The organism is Pseudomonas sp. 5P_5.1_Bac1, from assembly GCF_025466015.1.
Classification (GTDB): Bacteria; Pseudomonadota; Gammaproteobacteria; order Pseudomonadales; family Pseudomonadaceae; genus Aquipseudomonas.
On the sequence record NZ_JANLNX010000110.1, the window covers coordinates 282,103 to 299,098 of the forward strand.

Sequence of the window (16,996 nt, forward strand, 5' to 3'; positions counted from 1 at the left end):
AGAGGCTCAAAGCGCAAACGGCAACGCCAGCCCCACTTCCTGCCGCGCCTTCAGGCGCACCTCGAACTCCGCCGGGTCATGGATCAACACATCCATCCCCGCAAAGGACTCGGCGGCAATCAGCCGCGACAGCCAGAACCGCACGCACGCCACCCGCAACATCACCGGCCAGAGCTGGGCTTCGGCCGCGGTGAACGGCCGCAACGCCGCGTAAGCACCGAGGAAGGCGCGAGCGCGGGCCGGGTCGATTTCGCCGGCTTCGTCGCAGCACCAGTCGTTCAGGGCGATCGCCAGGTCGTAGAGCATCGGCCCGGAACAGGCGTTGTAGAAGTCGATCACGCCGGTCAGGTGTGTGCCTTCGAACAGCGCGTTGTCGCGGAACAGGTCGGCGTGCAGGTTGGCCCGTGGCAGCGCCATGATCTGTGGCTGGTGGGCGACGATCTCGTCCAGGCTGGCCTGCAGCAGCGCCTGCTGCTCTGGCGTCAGCCGGCCCATCAGTTCGTTGCCGGTTTCCAGCATCCAGTCCAGGCCGCGGTCGGTCTTGCGCTCCAGCACTTTGCCGCAGGTTGCCAGGTGAACATGCGCGACGAACGCGGCGACCTGGATGCAATGCTGGTTGTTGGTGACCTTGATGTGCTTGCCGGCCAGGCGGGGTTGTAGCAGCGCCGGCTTGCCGGCCAGTTCGCGCAGGGCGTCGCCATCGGTGGTGCGCAGCGCGTAGGGCACCGGCAGGTCGGCTTCGTGCAGCACGTCGAGCAGTTCGATGAAGAACGACAGGTCCTGGATCGGCCCGCGTTCGACCAGCGTCAGCACGAACTCACCCTGTTCGAGGCTGATGAAGAAGTTGCTGTTCTCGGTGCCGGCGGCAATGCCCTGGAAGTCCCGCAGGCGACCCAGTCCGTAAGGGGCCAGAAAGGTTTCCAGCTCGGGCCGGGTCAGGGGGGTGAAGACAGACATGGTCAAAAACTGCTCATACGGGCACGTCGTATCGACGTACCGGGTGGATGTTAAAGGTCCGCGTTACCACTCGAAGATCTTCCAGGCCGGAATCAGCATGTCGGGTTGGTCGGAGCGGATGAAGTTGGCATCGGTGCCGTCCGCGCGCACCAGAAAGTAGGGCTTGCCCCCTTTCGGTGTGACCTTGATTGCGTACAGGAACCCGTTCTGACGGTACTCCTGAATGGTTTTGTCACCTTCCTGGCGAATGGTTACGTCCGGGTCGGCGGAGGGCGCGTCGTCTGCTGCAATGGCCGCGACAGGAGCGGCAGCGAGCAGGCCGAGCAACAACAGGCGATTTAATGTACCCATGATAACCTTGTCCCTTTGTCGTCAATGTTCCGGACATTCTAGCGCCGGGCCCGTCGAAAAGGTTGATTCCGCTCATGAGCCAAACCCCCCTCGTCCTGGTGGACGGTTCTTCTTACCTCTACCGCGCCTTCCATGCGCTGCCGCCGCTGACCACCTCGAAAGGCATGCCGTCCGGCGCGGTCAAGGGGGTGTTGAACATGCTCAGGAGCCTGCGCAAGCAATACCCCGAAAGCCCGTTCGCGGTGGTGTTCGACGCCAAGGGCGGGACCTTCCGCGATGAACTGTTCGCCGACTACAAGGCCAATCGCCCAAGCATGCCCGACGACATGCGCGTGCAGATCGAGCCCCTCCACGCCGCGGTCCGCGCCCTGGGTTTCCCGCTGCTGTGCGTGGAAGGCGTCGAGGCTGACGACGTGATCGGCACCCTGGCCCGCAGCAGTGCGGCGGCGTCCCGTCCGGTGGTGGTTTCCACCGGTGACAAGGACATGGCCCAACTGGTCGACGAGCACATTACGCTGGTCAACACCATGACCGGAACCGTGCTCGACATCGAAGGCGTAAAAGGGAAATTCGGTGTCGCGCCGGAGCAGATCATCGACCTGCTGGCGCTGATGGGCGATACCGCCGACAACATTCCCGGGGTCAAGGGCGTCGGCGAGAAGACCGCCGTCGGCCTGCTGGTCGGGGTGAACGGCGGCCTGAAAGAACTCTATGAAAATCTCGACCAGGTTCCGGCCCTGCCGATCCGCGGGGCCAAGACCCTGCCGGCCAAGCTGCTGGAGCACAAGGAGATGGCCTTCCTCTCCTATCAACTGGCGACCATCAAGTGCGACGTCGAGCTGGACGTGGGCCTGGACGACTTGCACCTGCGCGAGCCAGACCGCGAGAAACTGCGGGAGCTGTACACCCTGCTGGAGTTCAAGGGTTGGATCGACGACCTCGACCGGGAAGTCCGCCGTGCAGCGCAACCAGCGCCAGCGGCTGCGCTGAACCTGACGGCGGCGGCTGCCACGCCCGAGGCGGCGGTCGCTGCCGAGGTCGTAGCGCCGGCCGCTCCAGAGTACGAAACCATCCTCGACCAGGCGCGTTTCGACGTCTGGCTGCAGAAACTCAAGGATGCCCCGCTGTTCGCCTTCGATACGGAAACCACCGGGATCGACGCCCACCAGGCGCAACTGGTCGGCGTCTCGTTCGCGGTGAAGGCGCATGAAGCGGCGTACATCCCCCTGACCCACAGCTACCCCGACGCGCCAGTGCAACTGGACCGCAGTCAGGTGTTGCGTGCGCTCAAGCCGTTGCTGGAAGACCCGGCCAAGCTCAAGGTCGGCCAGCACGCCAAGTTCGACATGAACATCCTCGCCAACTGCGCCATCGAGGGTGATCAGGCCAATGGCATCGAAGTGCGCGGCGTGGCGTTCGACACCATGCTCGAATCCTACGTGCTCAATTCCACGGCCATCCGTCACGACATGGACAGCCTGGCGAAGAAGTACCTGGAACACACCACCATCACCTTCCAGGGCATCGCCGGCAAAGGCGCCAAGCAACTGACCTTCGACCAGATCCCGCTGGAGAAGGCCGGGCCTTACGCCGCCGAAGACGCCGACGTGACCTTGCGCCTGCACCAGGCGCTGTTCCCGCAACTGCAGGCCATCCCGAGCCTGGCCAGCGTGCTGACCGACATCGAGATGCCGCTGGTGCCGGTACTGGCGCGGATCGAGCGCCAGGGTGCGCTGGTGGATGCAGAGCTGCTGAAAATCCAGAGCCAGGAGCTGGGCGACAAGATGGCCGAGCTGGAACGCGAAGCCATCGAACTGGCTGGCGAGGAGTTCAACCTCGGTTCGCCGCGTCAGCTTGGCGCGATCCTCTACGACAAGTTCGGCCTGCCGGTGCTGAAAAAGACCGCGAAGGGCCAGCCGTCCACCGCCGAAGAGGTTCTGGACGAACTGGCCGAGGAAGGCTATCCGCTGCCGAAGGTGCTGATGCAGTACCGCTCGCTGAGCAAGCTCAAGAGCACCTATACCGACCGCCTGCCGGAGCAGATCAACCCGCGCACCGGTCGCATCCATACCTCCTACGGGCAGGCGGTGGCTGCCACTGGTCGGCTGTCGTCGAGCGATCCGAACCTGCAGAACATCCCGGTGCGCACCGCCGAAGGCCGGCGTATTCGCCAGGCGTTCGTCGCGCCCAAGGGCTACAAGCTGCTGGCGGCGGACTACTCGCAGATTGAATTGCGCATCATGGCGCACCTGTCCCGCGACGAGGGCTTGATGAACGCCTTCCGCAACGGCCTGGACGTGCACACCGCCACCGCCGCGGAAGTCTTCAACGTGCCGCTGGAGGCGGTGACTTCCGACCAACGGCGCAGCGCTAAGGCGATCAACTTCGGTCTGATCTATGGCATGGGCGCGAAGAAGCTGGGCAAGGACATCGGCGTCGAAACCAAGCAGGCCAAGGCCTACATCGATGCCTATTTCGCCCGCTACCCCGGCGTTCGCGAATACATGGAGAGCACCCGCAAGCAGGCCGCGGAACAGGGCTACGTGGAAACCCTGTTCGGCCGCCGGTTGTACTTGCCGGCCATCAATTCAAGCCGCCCGCAGGAACGTGCCGGCGCCGAGCGCACCGCGATCAACGCGCCGATGCAGGGCACGGCCGCCGACATCATCAAGCGCGCCATGGTTGCTGTGGACAACTGGCTGCAAAACTCGGGGCTGGATGCCCGGGTGATCCTCCAGGTACACGACGAACTGGTACTGGAGTTGCGCGAAGACCTGGTGGAACAGGTTCGTGAAGAAATTCGCCCGCACATGAGCGGCGCTGCGCAACTGGATGTTCCGCTGCTGGTTGACGTCGGAATTGGCGCGAATTGGGACGAAGCGCATTGAAAATGCAGGGAAATGCTGCGGCATAAGGTCGCGGCATTTGTCTCGCTGGCGGGGTTGGTCTTAAGAATTTTCCTACTTATCGCAAATAGTTTTCACGGCTCAGGAACTAAACCGGTGAATCGCTACTCAGAGGTACTGAATGGCTGGTGAAGCCCTTCAATGCTCCTATGTTGTGTTAAGTGTTGGCAGATATCCGGACCCCGCCCTAGCGGTTCGGAACTTGAACCCCGAACTTCCCCCTCCCCATACGAAGTCCGGGGTTTTTTTTGCCCGGCGTTTGCCGGGCAAAAGCCACCGAAGCCTTATTCTGCGGGCTTGTCAGCCAATTCCATCCAGCGTGCCAGCACCGCGTAGGCCTCTTCCAGGCCTTGGCGTTTGGGCGCCGAAAACAGCTGGATCGTGACGCTTTCGCCCCAACCCTTGCGAATTTCCGACTGCACCTTGAGCAGGGTGTTCTTGGCTGCGCCAAAGGTCAGTTTGTCGGCCTTGGTCAGCAGGATGTGCATCGGCATGCCGCTGGCGATCGACCAGTCGAGCATCATCCGGTCGAAGTCCGTCATCGGGTGACGCACATCCATCATCAGGATCAGGCCCTTCAGGGCCTCGCGGCTGCCCAGGTAGGCTTCCAGGTGGCGCTGCCAGTGCTGCTTGAGCGGGATCGGAACCTTTGCATATCCGTAGCCCGGCAGGTCGACCAGACGCCGATCGTCGTCCAGACTGAAGAAGTTCAACAACTGGGTACGCCCCGGTGTTTTCGAGGTGCGGGCCAGGCTGGCGTGGGTCAGGGTGTTGAGGGCGCTGGATTTGCCGGCGTTGGAACGCCCGGCGAAGGCGACTTCGTAACCTGCATCGGGCGGGCATTGATCGACTTTTGCCGCGCTGATGGCGAATTTCGCCGTTTGGCAAAGTCCGAGGATGGGGTTTTTGACTTGCATGGGATGTCCGGTTTGGGTGTTGCCAGAGGCTGGCTCGGCAAGCGGTGTCGTTTCCGTTTCGGTAACGGGAGTATATAATGCCCTAGATTTTGTGTGCGCATTATCCCAGCGTAGGACGATGTGCACGGGGGCCTAGAATTACAGATTGCGCGACAGAACGCAGTGCAACCCCCAACCCTGAAAGGTCGTTCGCATGACGAAATGGCTGCTTGCATTCGGTGTCTTGATACCGTTTTTCAGCGCTCAGGCTACACAGGATCCCGAGGCGTTGTACAACCGCACGTGTGCGGCTTGTCACGCCGGGCAGCTGCCACAGGCACCGAAAGCGGGTGACAGTGCGGCTTGGGAGCCAAGACTGGCGCAGGGTATGGAGATGTTGGTCGGGCATGTAACCCAGGGTTTCAAGGCTATGCCGCCGCGTGGATTGTGCATGGACTGCAGTGCCGAGGACTACCAGGCAATCATCCTCTGGATGAGCCAGTAGGCCCGATACATAACTCTTTCACCCTTAGCCGTAGTTGGATTAGCTGATGAACAAACTACTCGTGAGTCTGCTGTTGACCTTGGGCGTTACAGGCGGCGCCAATGCCGCAGGCACTATCGTTGGCGATGCCGCTGCCGGTCAGAGCAAAACCGCTGTTTGTGGCGCTTGTCACAATCCGGACGGCAACAGCCTGGCACCGAACTTTCCGAAGCTCGCAGGCCAGGGTGACAAATACCTGCTGAAGCAACTCAACGACATCAAGGCGGGCAAGCGCACGGTGCTGGAAATGACCGGCATGCTCACCGCCTTCTCCGATCAGGACCTGGCCGACATCGCCGCGTACTTCTCCAGCCAGAAAGGCAGCGTGGGTGCCGCCGATCCGAAACTGGTCAAGCGTGGCGAAGAACTGTTCCGCGGCGGTGACCTGAGCAAGGGCCTGCCGGCCTGCACCGGTTGCCACTCGCCGAATGGCTCGGGTATCGCAGCCGCCGGCTTCCCACACCTGGGCGGCCAGCACGCCAGCTATGTGGCCAAGCAACTGACCGCGTTCCGCGAAGGCGAGCGCACCAACGACGGCGACGCCATGGCCATGCGCTCGATCGCCGCCAAGCTGAGCAACAAGGACATCGAAGCGCTGTCCAGCTACATCCAGGGTCTGCACTGATCCGGGGACGCACCTTAACGCTGGGTTAATGGTGCGTCACGAACATGAAAAGGGCGGCTTCGGCCGCCCTTTTTTCGTTCTACTGCCGTTACACTTACGAACTCGCACCCGCCTTGGCCTGTCAGAAGATAGGTCGTTTCAGGGCGACCCATGACTGCTCAGGAGTAAAGCATGCGTAAACTGATTCTCAGCGCCGCGTTGGTGGCTGCCAGCGCTTTCGGTATGACTGCACAGGCTGCCGAGCCAATCGAGGCGGGCAAGCAATATATCGAGCTGAGCAACCCGGTGCCGGTGTCCCAGCCGGGCAAGATCGAGGTCGTTGAGCTGTTCTGGTATGGCTGCCCACACTGCTACGCATTCGAGCCGACCATCAATCCGTGGTCCGAAAAACTTCCGGCCGACGTCAACTTCAAGCGCATTCCCGCCATGTTCGGCGGTCCGTGGGATGCTCACGGCCAGATGTTCCTGACTCTTGAAGCCATGGGCGTGGAACACAAGGTTCATGCCGCCGTCTTCGATGCCATCCAGAACCAGAAGAAACACCTGACCAAGCCGGACGAAATGGCCGACTTCCTGGCAACCCAAGGCGTGGACAAGGACAAGTTCCTGGCGACCTTCAACTCCTTCGCGATCAAAGGCCAGATCAACCAGGCCAAGGAACTGGCGAAGAAGTATGAAATCACCGGTGTTCCGAGCCTGGTGGTCAACGGCAAATACCGCTTCGACTTGGGCACTGCTGGCGGCCCGGAAGGCGTGCTGAACGTTGCCGATCAACTGATCGCCAAGGAGCGTGCCGCCAAGTAAGCGGCGATCACCATGAGACGTTGGAGAAGCGAGCGGATTGCCGGCCTGTGTGATCCACGGGTCAACGAAAATCATCTGGTGGAGAACAGTCTCCCGGAAGACGGTCGTCTGCGCCTGCTCAGCTTCAACATCCAGGTCGGTATCAGCACCGAGCGCTACCGGCACTACCTGACCCGCGGCTGGCAACACCTGCTGCCGCACACCGGGCGTGCCGGAAACCTGCAGAAGATCGGCGACCTGCTCAGCGACTTCGATCTGGTGGCACTGCAGGAGGCCGATGGCGGTAGCCTGCGCTCGGGCTACGTCAATCAGGTCGAACACCTCGCCCACCTTGGTGCCTTTCCCTACTGGTACCAGCAGCTCAACCGCAACCTAGGGCGTTTCGCCCAGCACAGCAATGGCGTACTCAGCCGGCTGAAGCCGCAGTTGCTGGAAGATCACCCGCTGCCCGGCCCGGCAGGGCGCGGCGCGATCCTGGTGCGCTTTGGCGAAGGCGAGGACGCGTTGGTCGTGGTGATGATGCACCTGGCCCTCGGTTCCAAGACCCGGGCGCGGCAACTGGCCTATATCCGTGAACTGATCAGTGGTTATCGCCATCAGGTGTTGATGGGCGACATGAACACCCACGCCACTGACCTGCTGCAACACTCGCCGCTGCGTGACCTTGGGTTGATCGCCCCGCAGGTCGAGGCGACCTTCCCCAGTTGGCGCCCGCAGCGCTGTCTGGACCACATTCTGCTCAGTCCGACCCTGACCCTGGAACGGGTCGAAGTCCTTTCCCAGCCAATTTCCGATCATTTGCCGGTGGCCGTTGAGATTCGTTTGCCTGATGCACTGACTGTGGATACGCTTCCGGTTTTGCGTTAGTCCCCTCCTTTGCGGACCCAGGCATGACCGACGAAGCCCAGCGCTGGAAAGAGAAGTACCTCAAGAGTATCGAGCAGCAGGAGAAGCTGGAGCGCCGTTGGGATGCCCGCCTCGACTTGCTGCGCCGTGGCCTCGTGCGCAGCACCCTCGCCGCTGAAGGCAGCGACCGCGTGGTGGACGAGTGCATGAAGGAAATGCGCGACGTCATCCGCACCGACAACATGGACGCCGCCCTCGCCGGCTTGATCCCGCGCCTGGAAAAAGCTGTGCTCGACTCCGAGCAGCGCCGTGCCACCCGGGTTTCCCAGGTCAGCACTGCGCTCACCGCGCTGGTCAACCAGTTGCAGTCGCTGTCGCTGCCCAGCGAAGTGCGCCGTCCGCTGAAGAAGTTCGCCAAGCAGGTGGAAGCCCGCGCCAGCCAGTCGCGCGAGGTGCCGTTGCTCCTCGGCGAACTGAGCAAGCTGCAAGGCCAGGCGCTGGAATTGCTGAACAATCCCGAGGAGCACAAGCAGCCGGGCTTGTTGCAGCGCCTGTTCGGTGGCCGCGATGCCGAGGCCGAAGCGGATGTCGCCCCGGCCGTCGCCGATGAGCGCCCTGTCGAAGCTGCGCCACCGCCGGCGCGGAAGGTCGAAGACGCGCCGTTGGCGGATGTTGATGAGCTGCGGCCGCTTCCGGTTGCCGCTGAGGTGACGGAGCACCGCGCCCCGACACCCGCGCCGCAACCTGCGCCTGTCGAAGCGCCGCCGCCAACTGCCGAGATCGAGACGCCCGCCGAGCCTGTCGCCGTAGTCGAGCCTGTCGAGGTCACTGCGGCCGCCGAAGCCCCGGCCGAGGATCAGCCGCAAGCACCTGCAGAGCCCGTCGAAAGCCCGGAAGCGGAACGTCCCACGGACGAAACCCCGGAAACGACCGAAGAGCCCGCTCAGGAGCTGACCCCGGAAGAGCTTTTGTATTCGCTCCCCGATGGCACCGAGCCGACCTACAGTTCGGTCGCCACGCACATCGAAGAAACCCTGCTTGGCCTGCTCGACGACCTGACGCTGCCCGAACGCCACCAGCCGCAGGCGCAGTCCGTGCGTGATCGTCTCGAACACGGGCTGAACTGGTACGAACTGCTGCCGGTGCTGGACGACCTGGCCGTCTTGATGCTGGCCATCACCGACAGTGGCCAGCACGAATTCGAGGCGTACCTGCAACAGCTCAACGAGCGCCTGGAGTCATTCCAGAGCCATCTGCAGGAAGCCAGCGAAGGGCACGCCGACAACCAGACCGCCGAACGCGACCTGAACAGCCAGTTGCGCGAACAGGTCGACGGCCTGCAAACCAGCGTTCAGGGTGCGGCAGACGTCGACAGCCTCAAGCACATTCTGGAAAACCGCCTGGAAGGCCTGCTCGGCACCATGGACGAGCACCAGAGCGAGCGCGACAAGCGCGAGCAGGAAATGTCCACCCGCCTCAAGGGCCTGGCCGAGCGTGTCGCGCACATGGAGCAGGAAGCCCAGGGCTACCGCGAGCACCTCGAAGAGCAGCGGCAGAAAGCCTTGATCGATCCGCTGACCGGCTTGCCGAACCGTGCGGCGTGGTCCGAGCGGCTGGACCTGGAAGTCGCCGACTGGCAGGAAAAAGGCGGTCACCTGCTGATGGCCATCCTCGACCTCGACCATTTCAAACGCATCAACGACAACTACGGCCACCTGGCGGGCGACAAGGTGTTGAAGATCGTCGCCAACGAACTGCGCAAGCGCCTGCGCACTCGCGACTTCATCGCCCGCTTCGGCGGCGAGGAGTTCGTCCTGCTGGTTCCGCAGACGGGCATCGCCGGTGGTCTACAGTTGGCGGAGAGCTTGCGTGCGGCGGTGGAAGCCTGCCCGTTCCACTTCAAGGGCGAGCGGGTCACCATCACCCTGTCGGTGGGCATCACTGCATTCCGCTCCGGTGAACGCAGCGACGCGGTGCTCAAGCGGGCCGACGAAGCGCTCTACCGGGCCAAACACCAGGGTCGCAACCGCGTCGAACAGGGGTGAGCGGCCTTCAGTGAGGTACGTTATGCTATTGCATTACAGACTTCCCAGGCGTCGCCCCTTTTTCATGAAAGCGTTTTTCTCCCTCCTCCTGCTGGCCGTGCTGGCAGGTTGCAGCAGCGGCCCGCAACTGCGCATCGATCGCAGCCATGTCTCGGCCAACCAGGACAGCCGCATCCAGTTCGTCGTGCTGCATTACACCAATGCCTCACTCGACCGCTCGCTGGCACTGCTGACCCATGGCGAAGTCAGCAGCCACTACCTGATCGGCGATGATCGCGACGCCACCATCTACCAACTGGTCGATGAAAGCCGCCGGGCCTGGCATGCCGGTGACAGCCAGTGGGAAGGCCGCACCTGGCTTAACTCCACCTCCATCGGCATCGAAATCGTCAATCCCGGCTTTACCGACACGCCAACCGGGCGGGTCTGGCACCCGTACAGCGAGGCGCAGATCCAGTCGCTGATCGTCTTGCTCAAGGACATCGTCCAACGCAACAACATCCAGCCGCGGCACATCATTGGCCACAGCGATATTGCCCCGCTGCGCAAGCTCGATCCCGGCCCGCTGTTCCCCTGGAAACGCCTGGCTGATGCCGGTCTGGGCATCTGGCCCGACGCGCGGGCGGTGGCGCAGGTGCAAGCGCGCTTCGCGGTCAATCCGCCCAGCGTGACCTGGTATCAGCAGCAACTCGCCCGCTTCGGTTATGCGATCGAGCAGAGCGGCGAGCTGGATGTCGCCACCCGTCATGTCCTTGCCGCCTTCCAGATGCGCTTCCGTGCGCAGCGTTTCGACGGCCAGCCCGACGCGCAGACGGCGGCGATCCTGCAGGTGCTCAACAACGCCCGCTGATGGGGCCTGAAGGCCGCCGCCCAACGGGCAGGCTGAGTCGTCCTCCTGTTGCTATACCTCTTGGTACTCGACGGGATATTTTTGATGTCATCTGCCCTCCTGATGTTGCGCGGCCTGCTCTATCGTCCCTGGCTACTGGCCACGCTTGCGGCCTCGGCGAGTGCGATCTTGTTGCTGCTGGCCAGCCTCGGCGTGGCGATGCATCAGTTGCAGGTCAACGAAAGCGAGCAGATGAATGCCCGCGGCGAGCGCTTCCTCGACCGGCTGGAGCAGATCTTCGGGCAATTGCGTGAAGGCGTCGATGAACTCCAGGCGCAGCCGGCGCGCGGTTGCGACGCCACTATGCTCGCTGCCTTGCAGCAGGTGGCCTTCAACAATCGCTTCGTCTTCGAGGCCGCCTATGTGGACGGCCAGCAAACCTGCTCCAACCGTCTTGGCGATCGCACCTTCGAATCCCTGCCGCCCCCGGACATTCAGGGCCCCACCTACAGTTACTGGCTCAACACCAGCACCGAACCCGATGACAACCGCGCCGCCCTGGTGCTGGGGCGTGGGCCGTTTCGCGTGTCCACGTCGCGCGGTCACCTCACCGATGTGGTCGACCTGCCCGCCGGCGGCAGCCTGTTGGTGGTGCTCGACCGCGGCGCCCGCGCCGTGCCGGTGTTGGGCCCGGTGCAGGCATGGCCGCCGCCCGGAGACGTCTGGCCGCCGGTTTCCACGAAAGCGCTGGTGGAACTGCCGGATCGCCTGGTTTACCGCATGCCGACCAAGTCGCCGGATTACCAGCTGGTGCTGATCGCGCCGCGCGCCAGTCTGCCGTTGAAAATGAACGGAGTGCTCTGGCTGCTGTTCCCCGGCAGCCTGCTGTTGGCCTGGTGCATCGGCTGGGCGGTGCTGCAACTGGTGCGGCAGAGCCGCTCCATGAGTTCGGAACTGCAAGGCGCTTTGCGCCGGGGTGAATTGCAGGTGCTCTACCAGCCGATCTTCGAACTCACCAGCCGCAACTGCGTGGGCGCCGAGGCGCTGGTGCGCTGGCGCCGTCCGGACGGCTCGCTGACCAGCCCCGACCTGTTCATCCCGCTGGCCGAGAACACCGGCCAGATTCGCCAGATCACCGACTTTGTCCTGCAACGGGTGTTCGACCAGTTGGCCCAGCTCTTGCGCGCCAATCCGAAGCTGTACATCTCGGTCAACCTTGCCGCCTGCGACGTGATGGTGCCGCGCATCGGCCGGGTGGCGGCGCGGCTGTTGGCCACGCACCATGTGGCGGCGAGCCAGATTGCGTTCGAGGTGACCGAGCGTGGGCTGATAGACGTGGTAGTGGCCCGGGACAACCTCCAGGCGCTGCGGGCGATGGGCCATCAAGTGCTGATCGACGACTTCGGCACCGGCTATTGCAGCCTCGCCTATTTGCAGACCCTGCCGGTGGATTGCCTGAAGATCGACAAGGCGTTCATCGATGCCCTGGGCCATGACGCCGCCAGCAGTGGCGTCGCCCCGCACATCATCCGCATGGCCCATGCCCTGCAACTGCGGGTGATCGCCGAGGGCATCGAATACGAAGACCAGGCGCTGCTGCTCAACAGCGAGGGCGTGAATTATGGCCAGGGCTGGCTGTTCGCCCATCCGCTGAGCGCTCGCCAGTTCGTCGAGCTGATTACTCGCGGTCGGCGCCTGGGCCCACGGCGCATCGACGACGAAGCCTGAAACGCCTCAGACCGGCAGCGCCATGTAGAACTGGGTACCCTGCTCGGGCCGCGAATAAACCCCCATGCGCCCGCCATGCAACTGGACGATCTCCTTGCACAGTGCCAGGCCGAGGCCGGCGCCGCCTTTCTTGCGTCCGACCTGGACGAAAGGCTCGAAGATCCTGCCCTGCTGGCTGTAGGCAATGCCTTCGCCGTTGTCTTCGACGCTGATGATTACCCGCTCGCCATGTCGCCTCGCCTGCAGGCGGATTCGCCCGCCCGACGGGGTGTGGCGAATGGCGTTGTCCAGCAAGTTGTCCAACACCCGGTCGAGCTGGGCGACGTCGGCCTGAATCCGCGGCAACGGGTTGCCCAGCTCCAGTTGCAGGTCGATCTGCTTGGCCGCCGCCGCACTGGCGTAACGCGCTCGCGCCCGCTCCAGCAATTCATCAAGGGGGCAGAGGCTGCGCTCCAGCTTCTGCTGGCCGCTTTGATAGCGCGAGAAATTCAGCAGGTCGTTGATCAGTTGGGTCAGGCGCTGCATTTCCTCGCCAATGGTGTCGAACAGGTCGCTCTCGCGGGACTGCTCGGGAAACTTGACCCGCTCACGCAACAGGCCGAACGCCATATGCATGCCGGTCACCGGCGTGCGCAGTTCGTGGGAGGCGCGCAGCACGAACTCGCTGCGGACCCGCTCGAACGCGCGCTGCTCCGTCACATCGTGAAGCACCATCACCGCCCCGAGGATCTGCCCGTCCGGGCGGCAGACCGGCGTCAGGCTGTAGGTCAGCACGCGGTTTTCCTTTTCGATCTCCAGGTGCAGGTCTTCCGGCACCCGCTCCAGATTGCCGCCGCGCAGGACCAGATGCAGTTGCTGGTCCAGCTCGGGGCGCTGCATGGCTTCGCCAAGGCGACTGCCGGCGCGGGAGTCGTCCCAGCCCAATTGGCGCTGGGCCACCGGGTTGAGGTGCTCCAGGCGACCCTGGCGGTCGATGATCAGCAGGCCGTCGTCGATGCTGTCGAGCACGGCTTGCAAGCGTTGCTGGCCAGCGACCAGTTCATCGACATTGGTCGCCTGATGCTGGCGCAACGCCTCGGCCATCAGGCCGAAGCGCCGGGCCAGTTGGTTGATTTCCAGTGCCGAGGTCACCGGCAGGGTCACCTCGAAATCACCGCGCCCGACCTGGTCGGCGGCGGTAGCCAGCGCCTCGATCGGCTGGCCGAAGCGACGGGCGATGCCGTGCGCGGTGAGAAAGCCGAGCCCCAGCACGGCGAGGCCAACGAAGCCCAGCACCCCGGACATCAGCACGGCTTTTTCCCGCGAGACTTTCTCCGCTCCGCGAATCTGCTCGACGGCCTGTTTGTGGGATTCGATCAGGCTGCTGCGCAGCGCGCTGAAGGCTTGCCCCAGTGGCTGATCGACGCTCAGGTTGCGCGCCGGCGCCGAGGTAGCCCGCAGTTCGCGGAGGAAGTGCTGAAACTCACTGTTGGCGCGGGTGAAGTCATCGAAGCCGTCGGCCTGCTGCTCATGACTCAGGCCCTCGTCCAGCAACCGCTGGAACTCGCTCTGCAACTGGCTCAGGACCGACGCATCGCTGTTCTCGTCGAGAATCTGCGTCAGTTGCTCGCTGAGGTTCTGGCGCATCTTCAGGCCCATGTCGAGGACATAGGTGTTGTTGCGGATCATCGCTTCCTGCGAACTGGCCATCTGCTGAACGCTGACCAGGCTCAGCAGCAGGCCGAGCAGGGCGACGGTGATCAGCGCCGAAATGCTGAGAAACAGCCTTGTCCGCAACTTCATCGCCCATTTCATAAGTTGTACTGCTTGCGCTTGCGGTACAGCGTCGAAGCGTCGATCCCCAGGGTCTTGGCGGCTTGGTCGAGGGTGTCGCTGGTGGCCAGTACCGCGCCGATATGCGCGCGTTCCAGTTCGTCCAGGCTGAGCGCGGCACCGATGCGCGGTGCATTGCTGGCGGGTTGCTCGGCCATGCCGAGGTGGACGATTTCGACTTTTTCCTGCGGGCAGATGATGCTCGCGCGCTCGATCACGTTACGCAGCTCGCGGATGTTGCCCGGCCAGCGGTAGTTGAGCAGCGCGGCCCGCGCTTCTTCGCTGAAGGCCCGCGCCGGACGCGAGTATTCCTTGACGAAGCGGGCGAGGAAACGGTCGGCCAGGGTCAGGACGTCCTCACTGCGCTCGCGCAACGGCGGCAGGTGCAGGGTGATGACGTTGAGGCGATAGAGCAGGTCTTCGCGGAAACGGCCTTCGCGGACCATGTCCTCAAGGTTGAGGTTGGTCGCGGCGAGGATGCGCACATCGGCGCGGCGCGTGACCGGGTCGCCGACCCGCTCGTATTCCTTGTCCTGGATGAACCGCAGCAGCTTGGGTTGCAGGGCCAGGGGGAAGTCGCCGATTTCGTCGAGGAACAGCGTGCCGCCGTCGGCCTGGTTGACCCGGCCCAGGGTGCTTTCGCTGGCGCCGGTGAAGGCGCCGCGGCTATGGCCGAACAGTTCGCTTTCCATCAGTTCGGCGGTCAGGGACGGGCAGTTGATGGTGACGCAGGCCTTGCGCGCGCGCTTGCTCCAGCCATGGATGGCCCGGGCCAGCTCGCCCTTACCGGTGCCGGACTCGCCGAGGATAAGAATGTTGGCGTCGGTGGTCGCCACCTGCCGGGCGGTTTCCAGCACCACCATCATGGCCGGGCTGTGGGAGTCCAGGCCGTCCTTGGGCTTGCGGATTTCGCCTTCGAGGGCTTCAAGGCGCGCCGAAAGCTGGCGCACTTCCAGTTGCTTGGCGGTGGCCAGACGCAACTGGTCGGGGCTGCAAGGCTTGACCAGGTAATCGGCGGCGCCGGCCTGGATCGCGTCAACGGCGGTATCCACCGCCGAATGGGCGGTGACGATCACCACGCGCATCCACGGGGCCTGAATACGCATCTGTGCGAGGACGTCGAGGCCGTTGTCCTCGCCCAGGCGCAGGTCGAGGAAGCACAGGTCGAACACCTGGCGCTGCAACAGGGTTTCGGCCTGCGCAGCGCTGTTGGCGGTGGCGACGGTATAGCCCTCGTCCTCCAGGCAATAACGGAAGGTACGCAAGATGGCGGACTCATCGTCCACCAGCAGAATGCGGCCTTGAGGATCTGGGGCTGACTCCATTTTCCATGCGCTCCTTAGGAATTATCTTGGTTAGTGTCGGAAAAATCGGGCAAGTTGCATGGTCAATTCTGATTCATTCCTTTCCTTGCATGCTAGCTCCCTGCTTGCCGACCTAAATTTGGGAAAATTCCTACGGAAAAATAGTCTCTGACCATGCAAAAAGCACGACGCCGCCAGGGGGCATCGTGCAGGATGCTTTCCCAATGGTATTTGCCACATACGTAAATTATTGATTTATATAGAAAATATTATTAGATGCGGGCTGGCATGCAGGCTGCAATGACCCTTCCAGGTCATAACAAGATGCAGCAAGAGGAGCCCGGCATGAACCGCACACCCGCCGCCCTGGTGCTTATATCGCCATTACATCTGCGCCAGCTTTTGTTTCTCTCGCTGGCGCTGCTGCTGACACTGATTGCCGGCCAGGTGTATCACGCCTGGCAGGTCAAACAGGTCGACAGCCAACTCGCAATCCAGGTCGAGCGCCTGCATGAAAGCCGTGCCGTGCCCCTGCAAACCGCTCCGCTGATGCGCTCCAAAGCGCTGCCAGCCGCCACCGCCGCTGCCCATGTTCCACAAGAACGCTGGGTGTTTTAACGGCGAACGGCCAAGGACCCTTTCCATAACAGAAGGAGAATCACCATGTTGAGTTGGGCCATTACCTTCCTGATTATCGCCATTGTCGCTGCCGTGCTGGGCTTCGGTGGTATCGCCGGCGCCGCTACCGGTATCGCGAAGATCCTCTTCATTATCTTCCTGGTGCTGTTCGTGGCTTCCTTCTTCTTCGGACGTCGCGGTCGAGGTTGAACCAATGAAAGGCGTGATACGCAACGCCCTGGCCGCCGCCCTGTTGCTGGGCGGCTGCACGGCGGCAATGGCGGCCAATGACGGCCAGGTCCGGGCCACCGACATTCTCGGTGCGGACCCCGAGTATCGGGAAACCTGGCAGGACATGGTCAAAAAAGAGGAGCGGTTGCCCGAGTGGGTGCTCAACCTCAGCGGCGTTTCCGAGCAACAGATGTCAGCGGTCGAGGAAGACGGCGACAAGTATCTGGTCGGACCGTTGTGCGAAAGCGAAGGCAAATGCCTGAACAAGCGTCTGATCGTGGCCTTCCGTTGGGATAAGGAAAAAGCCTACGGAATGCTGGTTGAGGTGCCTGAGGGTCTGCCCGGTGACAAGTCACCGACCCGCCACGCCGATTATCGCTGGCTGGGTGACCCCGACCCGGGCATGCAGGCCATGCTCAAGGAACAACTCAAGCGTGATCCGAACTGGTACTGACGCGCCGCCGGGTGCTTCGGGACAGAGACAGAAGCTGAACCTTTTC

General features: G+C 63.1%; 16 protein-coding genes. 11 read left to right on the plus strand and 5 right to left on the minus strand.

Annotated elements, in window-relative coordinates; genetic code table 11:
• Positions 1-6: 6 nt before the first annotated feature.
• Both NTD82_RS25810 and NTD82_RS25815 read right to left on the minus strand, forming a co-directional pair.
• Positions 7-957, minus strand: coding sequence for a homoserine kinase (locus tag NTD82_RS25810; RefSeq protein WP_262130780.1), 951 nt, complete (start codon positions 955-957; stop codon positions 7-9).
• 63 nt (positions 958-1,020) lie between these two features.
• Entirely contained in the window at positions 1,021-1,308 is a 288-nt protein-coding gene (locus NTD82_RS25815; RefSeq protein ID WP_262130781.1) for a DUF2782 domain-containing protein, read from the minus strand.
• 74 nt (positions 1,309-1,382) lie between these two features.
• Between NTD82_RS25815 and polA the strand changes: the two genes are divergently transcribed.
• The gene (gene polA / locus NTD82_RS25820) at positions 1,383-4,196 is read left to right on the plus strand and encodes a DNA polymerase I (protein ID WP_262130782.1); all 2,814 of its coding nucleotides are present in this window, start codon (positions 1,383-1,385) and stop codon (positions 4,194-4,196) included.
• Between the two features lie 302 nt (positions 4,197-4,498).
• Here the strand turns inward: polA and yihA are convergent, their stop codons facing one another.
• A complete protein-coding gene (gene yihA / locus NTD82_RS25825) occupies positions 4,499-5,131 on the minus strand; it encodes a ribosome biogenesis GTP-binding protein YihA/YsxC (RefSeq protein WP_095159045.1) in 633 nt (210 codons plus the stop codon).
• A gap of 193 nt (positions 5,132-5,324) precedes the next feature.
• Between yihA and NTD82_RS25830 the strand changes: the two genes are divergently transcribed.
• The 7 genes from NTD82_RS25830 (at position 5,325) to NTD82_RS25860 (ending at position 12,531) form a co-directional block, all read left to right on the plus strand.
• A complete protein-coding gene (locus NTD82_RS25830; protein WP_110969918.1) occupies positions 5,325-5,615 on the plus strand; it encodes a c-type cytochrome in 291 nt (96 codons plus the stop codon).
• Between the two features lie 46 nt (positions 5,616-5,661).
• Positions 5,662-6,279: a c-type cytochrome gene (locus NTD82_RS25835; RefSeq protein WP_262130783.1), complete on the plus strand. Its 618-nt coding sequence runs from the start codon at positions 5,662-5,664 to the stop codon at positions 6,277-6,279.
• A gap of 171 nt (positions 6,280-6,450) precedes the next feature.
• Positions 6,451-7,083: a thiol:disulfide interchange protein DsbA gene (gene dsbA / locus NTD82_RS25840; RefSeq protein ID WP_095159042.1), complete on the plus strand. Its 633-nt coding sequence runs from the start codon at positions 6,451-6,453 to the stop codon at positions 7,081-7,083.
• 12 nt (positions 7,084-7,095) lie between these two features.
• Positions 7,096-7,950, plus strand: a complete 855-nt coding sequence (locus NTD82_RS25845; protein ID WP_095159041.1) for an endonuclease/exonuclease/phosphatase family protein — start codon at positions 7,096-7,098, stop codon at positions 7,948-7,950.
• Between the two features lie 23 nt (positions 7,951-7,973).
• The gene (locus NTD82_RS25850; protein ID WP_262130784.1) at positions 7,974-9,974 is read left to right on the plus strand and encodes a GGDEF domain-containing protein; all 2,001 of its coding nucleotides are present in this window, start codon (positions 7,974-7,976) and stop codon (positions 9,972-9,974) included.
• Between the two features lie 64 nt (positions 9,975-10,038).
• Positions 10,039-10,824, plus strand: coding sequence for an N-acetylmuramoyl-L-alanine amidase (locus NTD82_RS25855; RefSeq protein ID WP_262130785.1), 786 nt, complete (start codon positions 10,039-10,041; stop codon positions 10,822-10,824).
• Positions 10,825-10,908: 84 nt separating this feature from the next.
• Positions 10,909-12,531, plus strand: coding sequence for an EAL domain-containing protein (locus NTD82_RS25860; RefSeq protein ID WP_262130786.1), 1,623 nt, complete (start codon positions 10,909-10,911; stop codon positions 12,529-12,531).
• Positions 12,532-12,537: 6 nt separating this feature from the next.
• On the opposite strand, the gene NTD82_RS25865 is transcribed toward NTD82_RS25860, so the two are convergent.
• Positions 12,538-14,325, minus strand: coding sequence for an ATP-binding protein (locus NTD82_RS25865; protein WP_262130787.1), 1,788 nt, complete (start codon positions 14,323-14,325; stop codon positions 12,538-12,540).
• Positions 14,322-15,668, minus strand: a complete 1,347-nt coding sequence (gene algB, locus NTD82_RS25870; protein WP_095159036.1) for a sigma-54-dependent response regulator transcription factor AlgB — start codon at positions 15,666-15,668, stop codon at positions 14,322-14,324. The genes NTD82_RS25865 and algB overlap by 4 nt, the downstream gene beginning before the upstream one ends.
• A 324-nt stretch (positions 15,669-15,992) precedes the next feature.
• On the opposite strand from algB, the gene NTD82_RS25875 reads away from it, so the two are divergent.
• From NTD82_RS25875 to NTD82_RS25885, 3 genes are read left to right on the plus strand one after another with little or no spacing between them, the layout of a single operon-like run.
• On the plus strand, positions 15,993-16,265 hold the full coding sequence (locus NTD82_RS25875; RefSeq protein ID WP_095159035.1) for a hypothetical protein: 273 nt from the start codon (positions 15,993-15,995) through the stop codon (positions 16,263-16,265).
• Positions 16,266-16,310: 45 nt separating this feature from the next.
• Entirely contained in the window at positions 16,311-16,475 is a 165-nt protein-coding gene (locus NTD82_RS25880; RefSeq protein WP_042127667.1) for a DUF1328 domain-containing protein, read from the plus strand.
• A gap of 4 nt (positions 16,476-16,479) precedes the next feature.
• A complete protein-coding gene (locus NTD82_RS25885; protein WP_262130788.1) occupies positions 16,480-16,950 on the plus strand; it encodes an inhibitor of vertebrate lysozyme family protein in 471 nt (156 codons plus the stop codon).
• Positions 16,951-16,996: the final 46 nt, after the last annotated feature.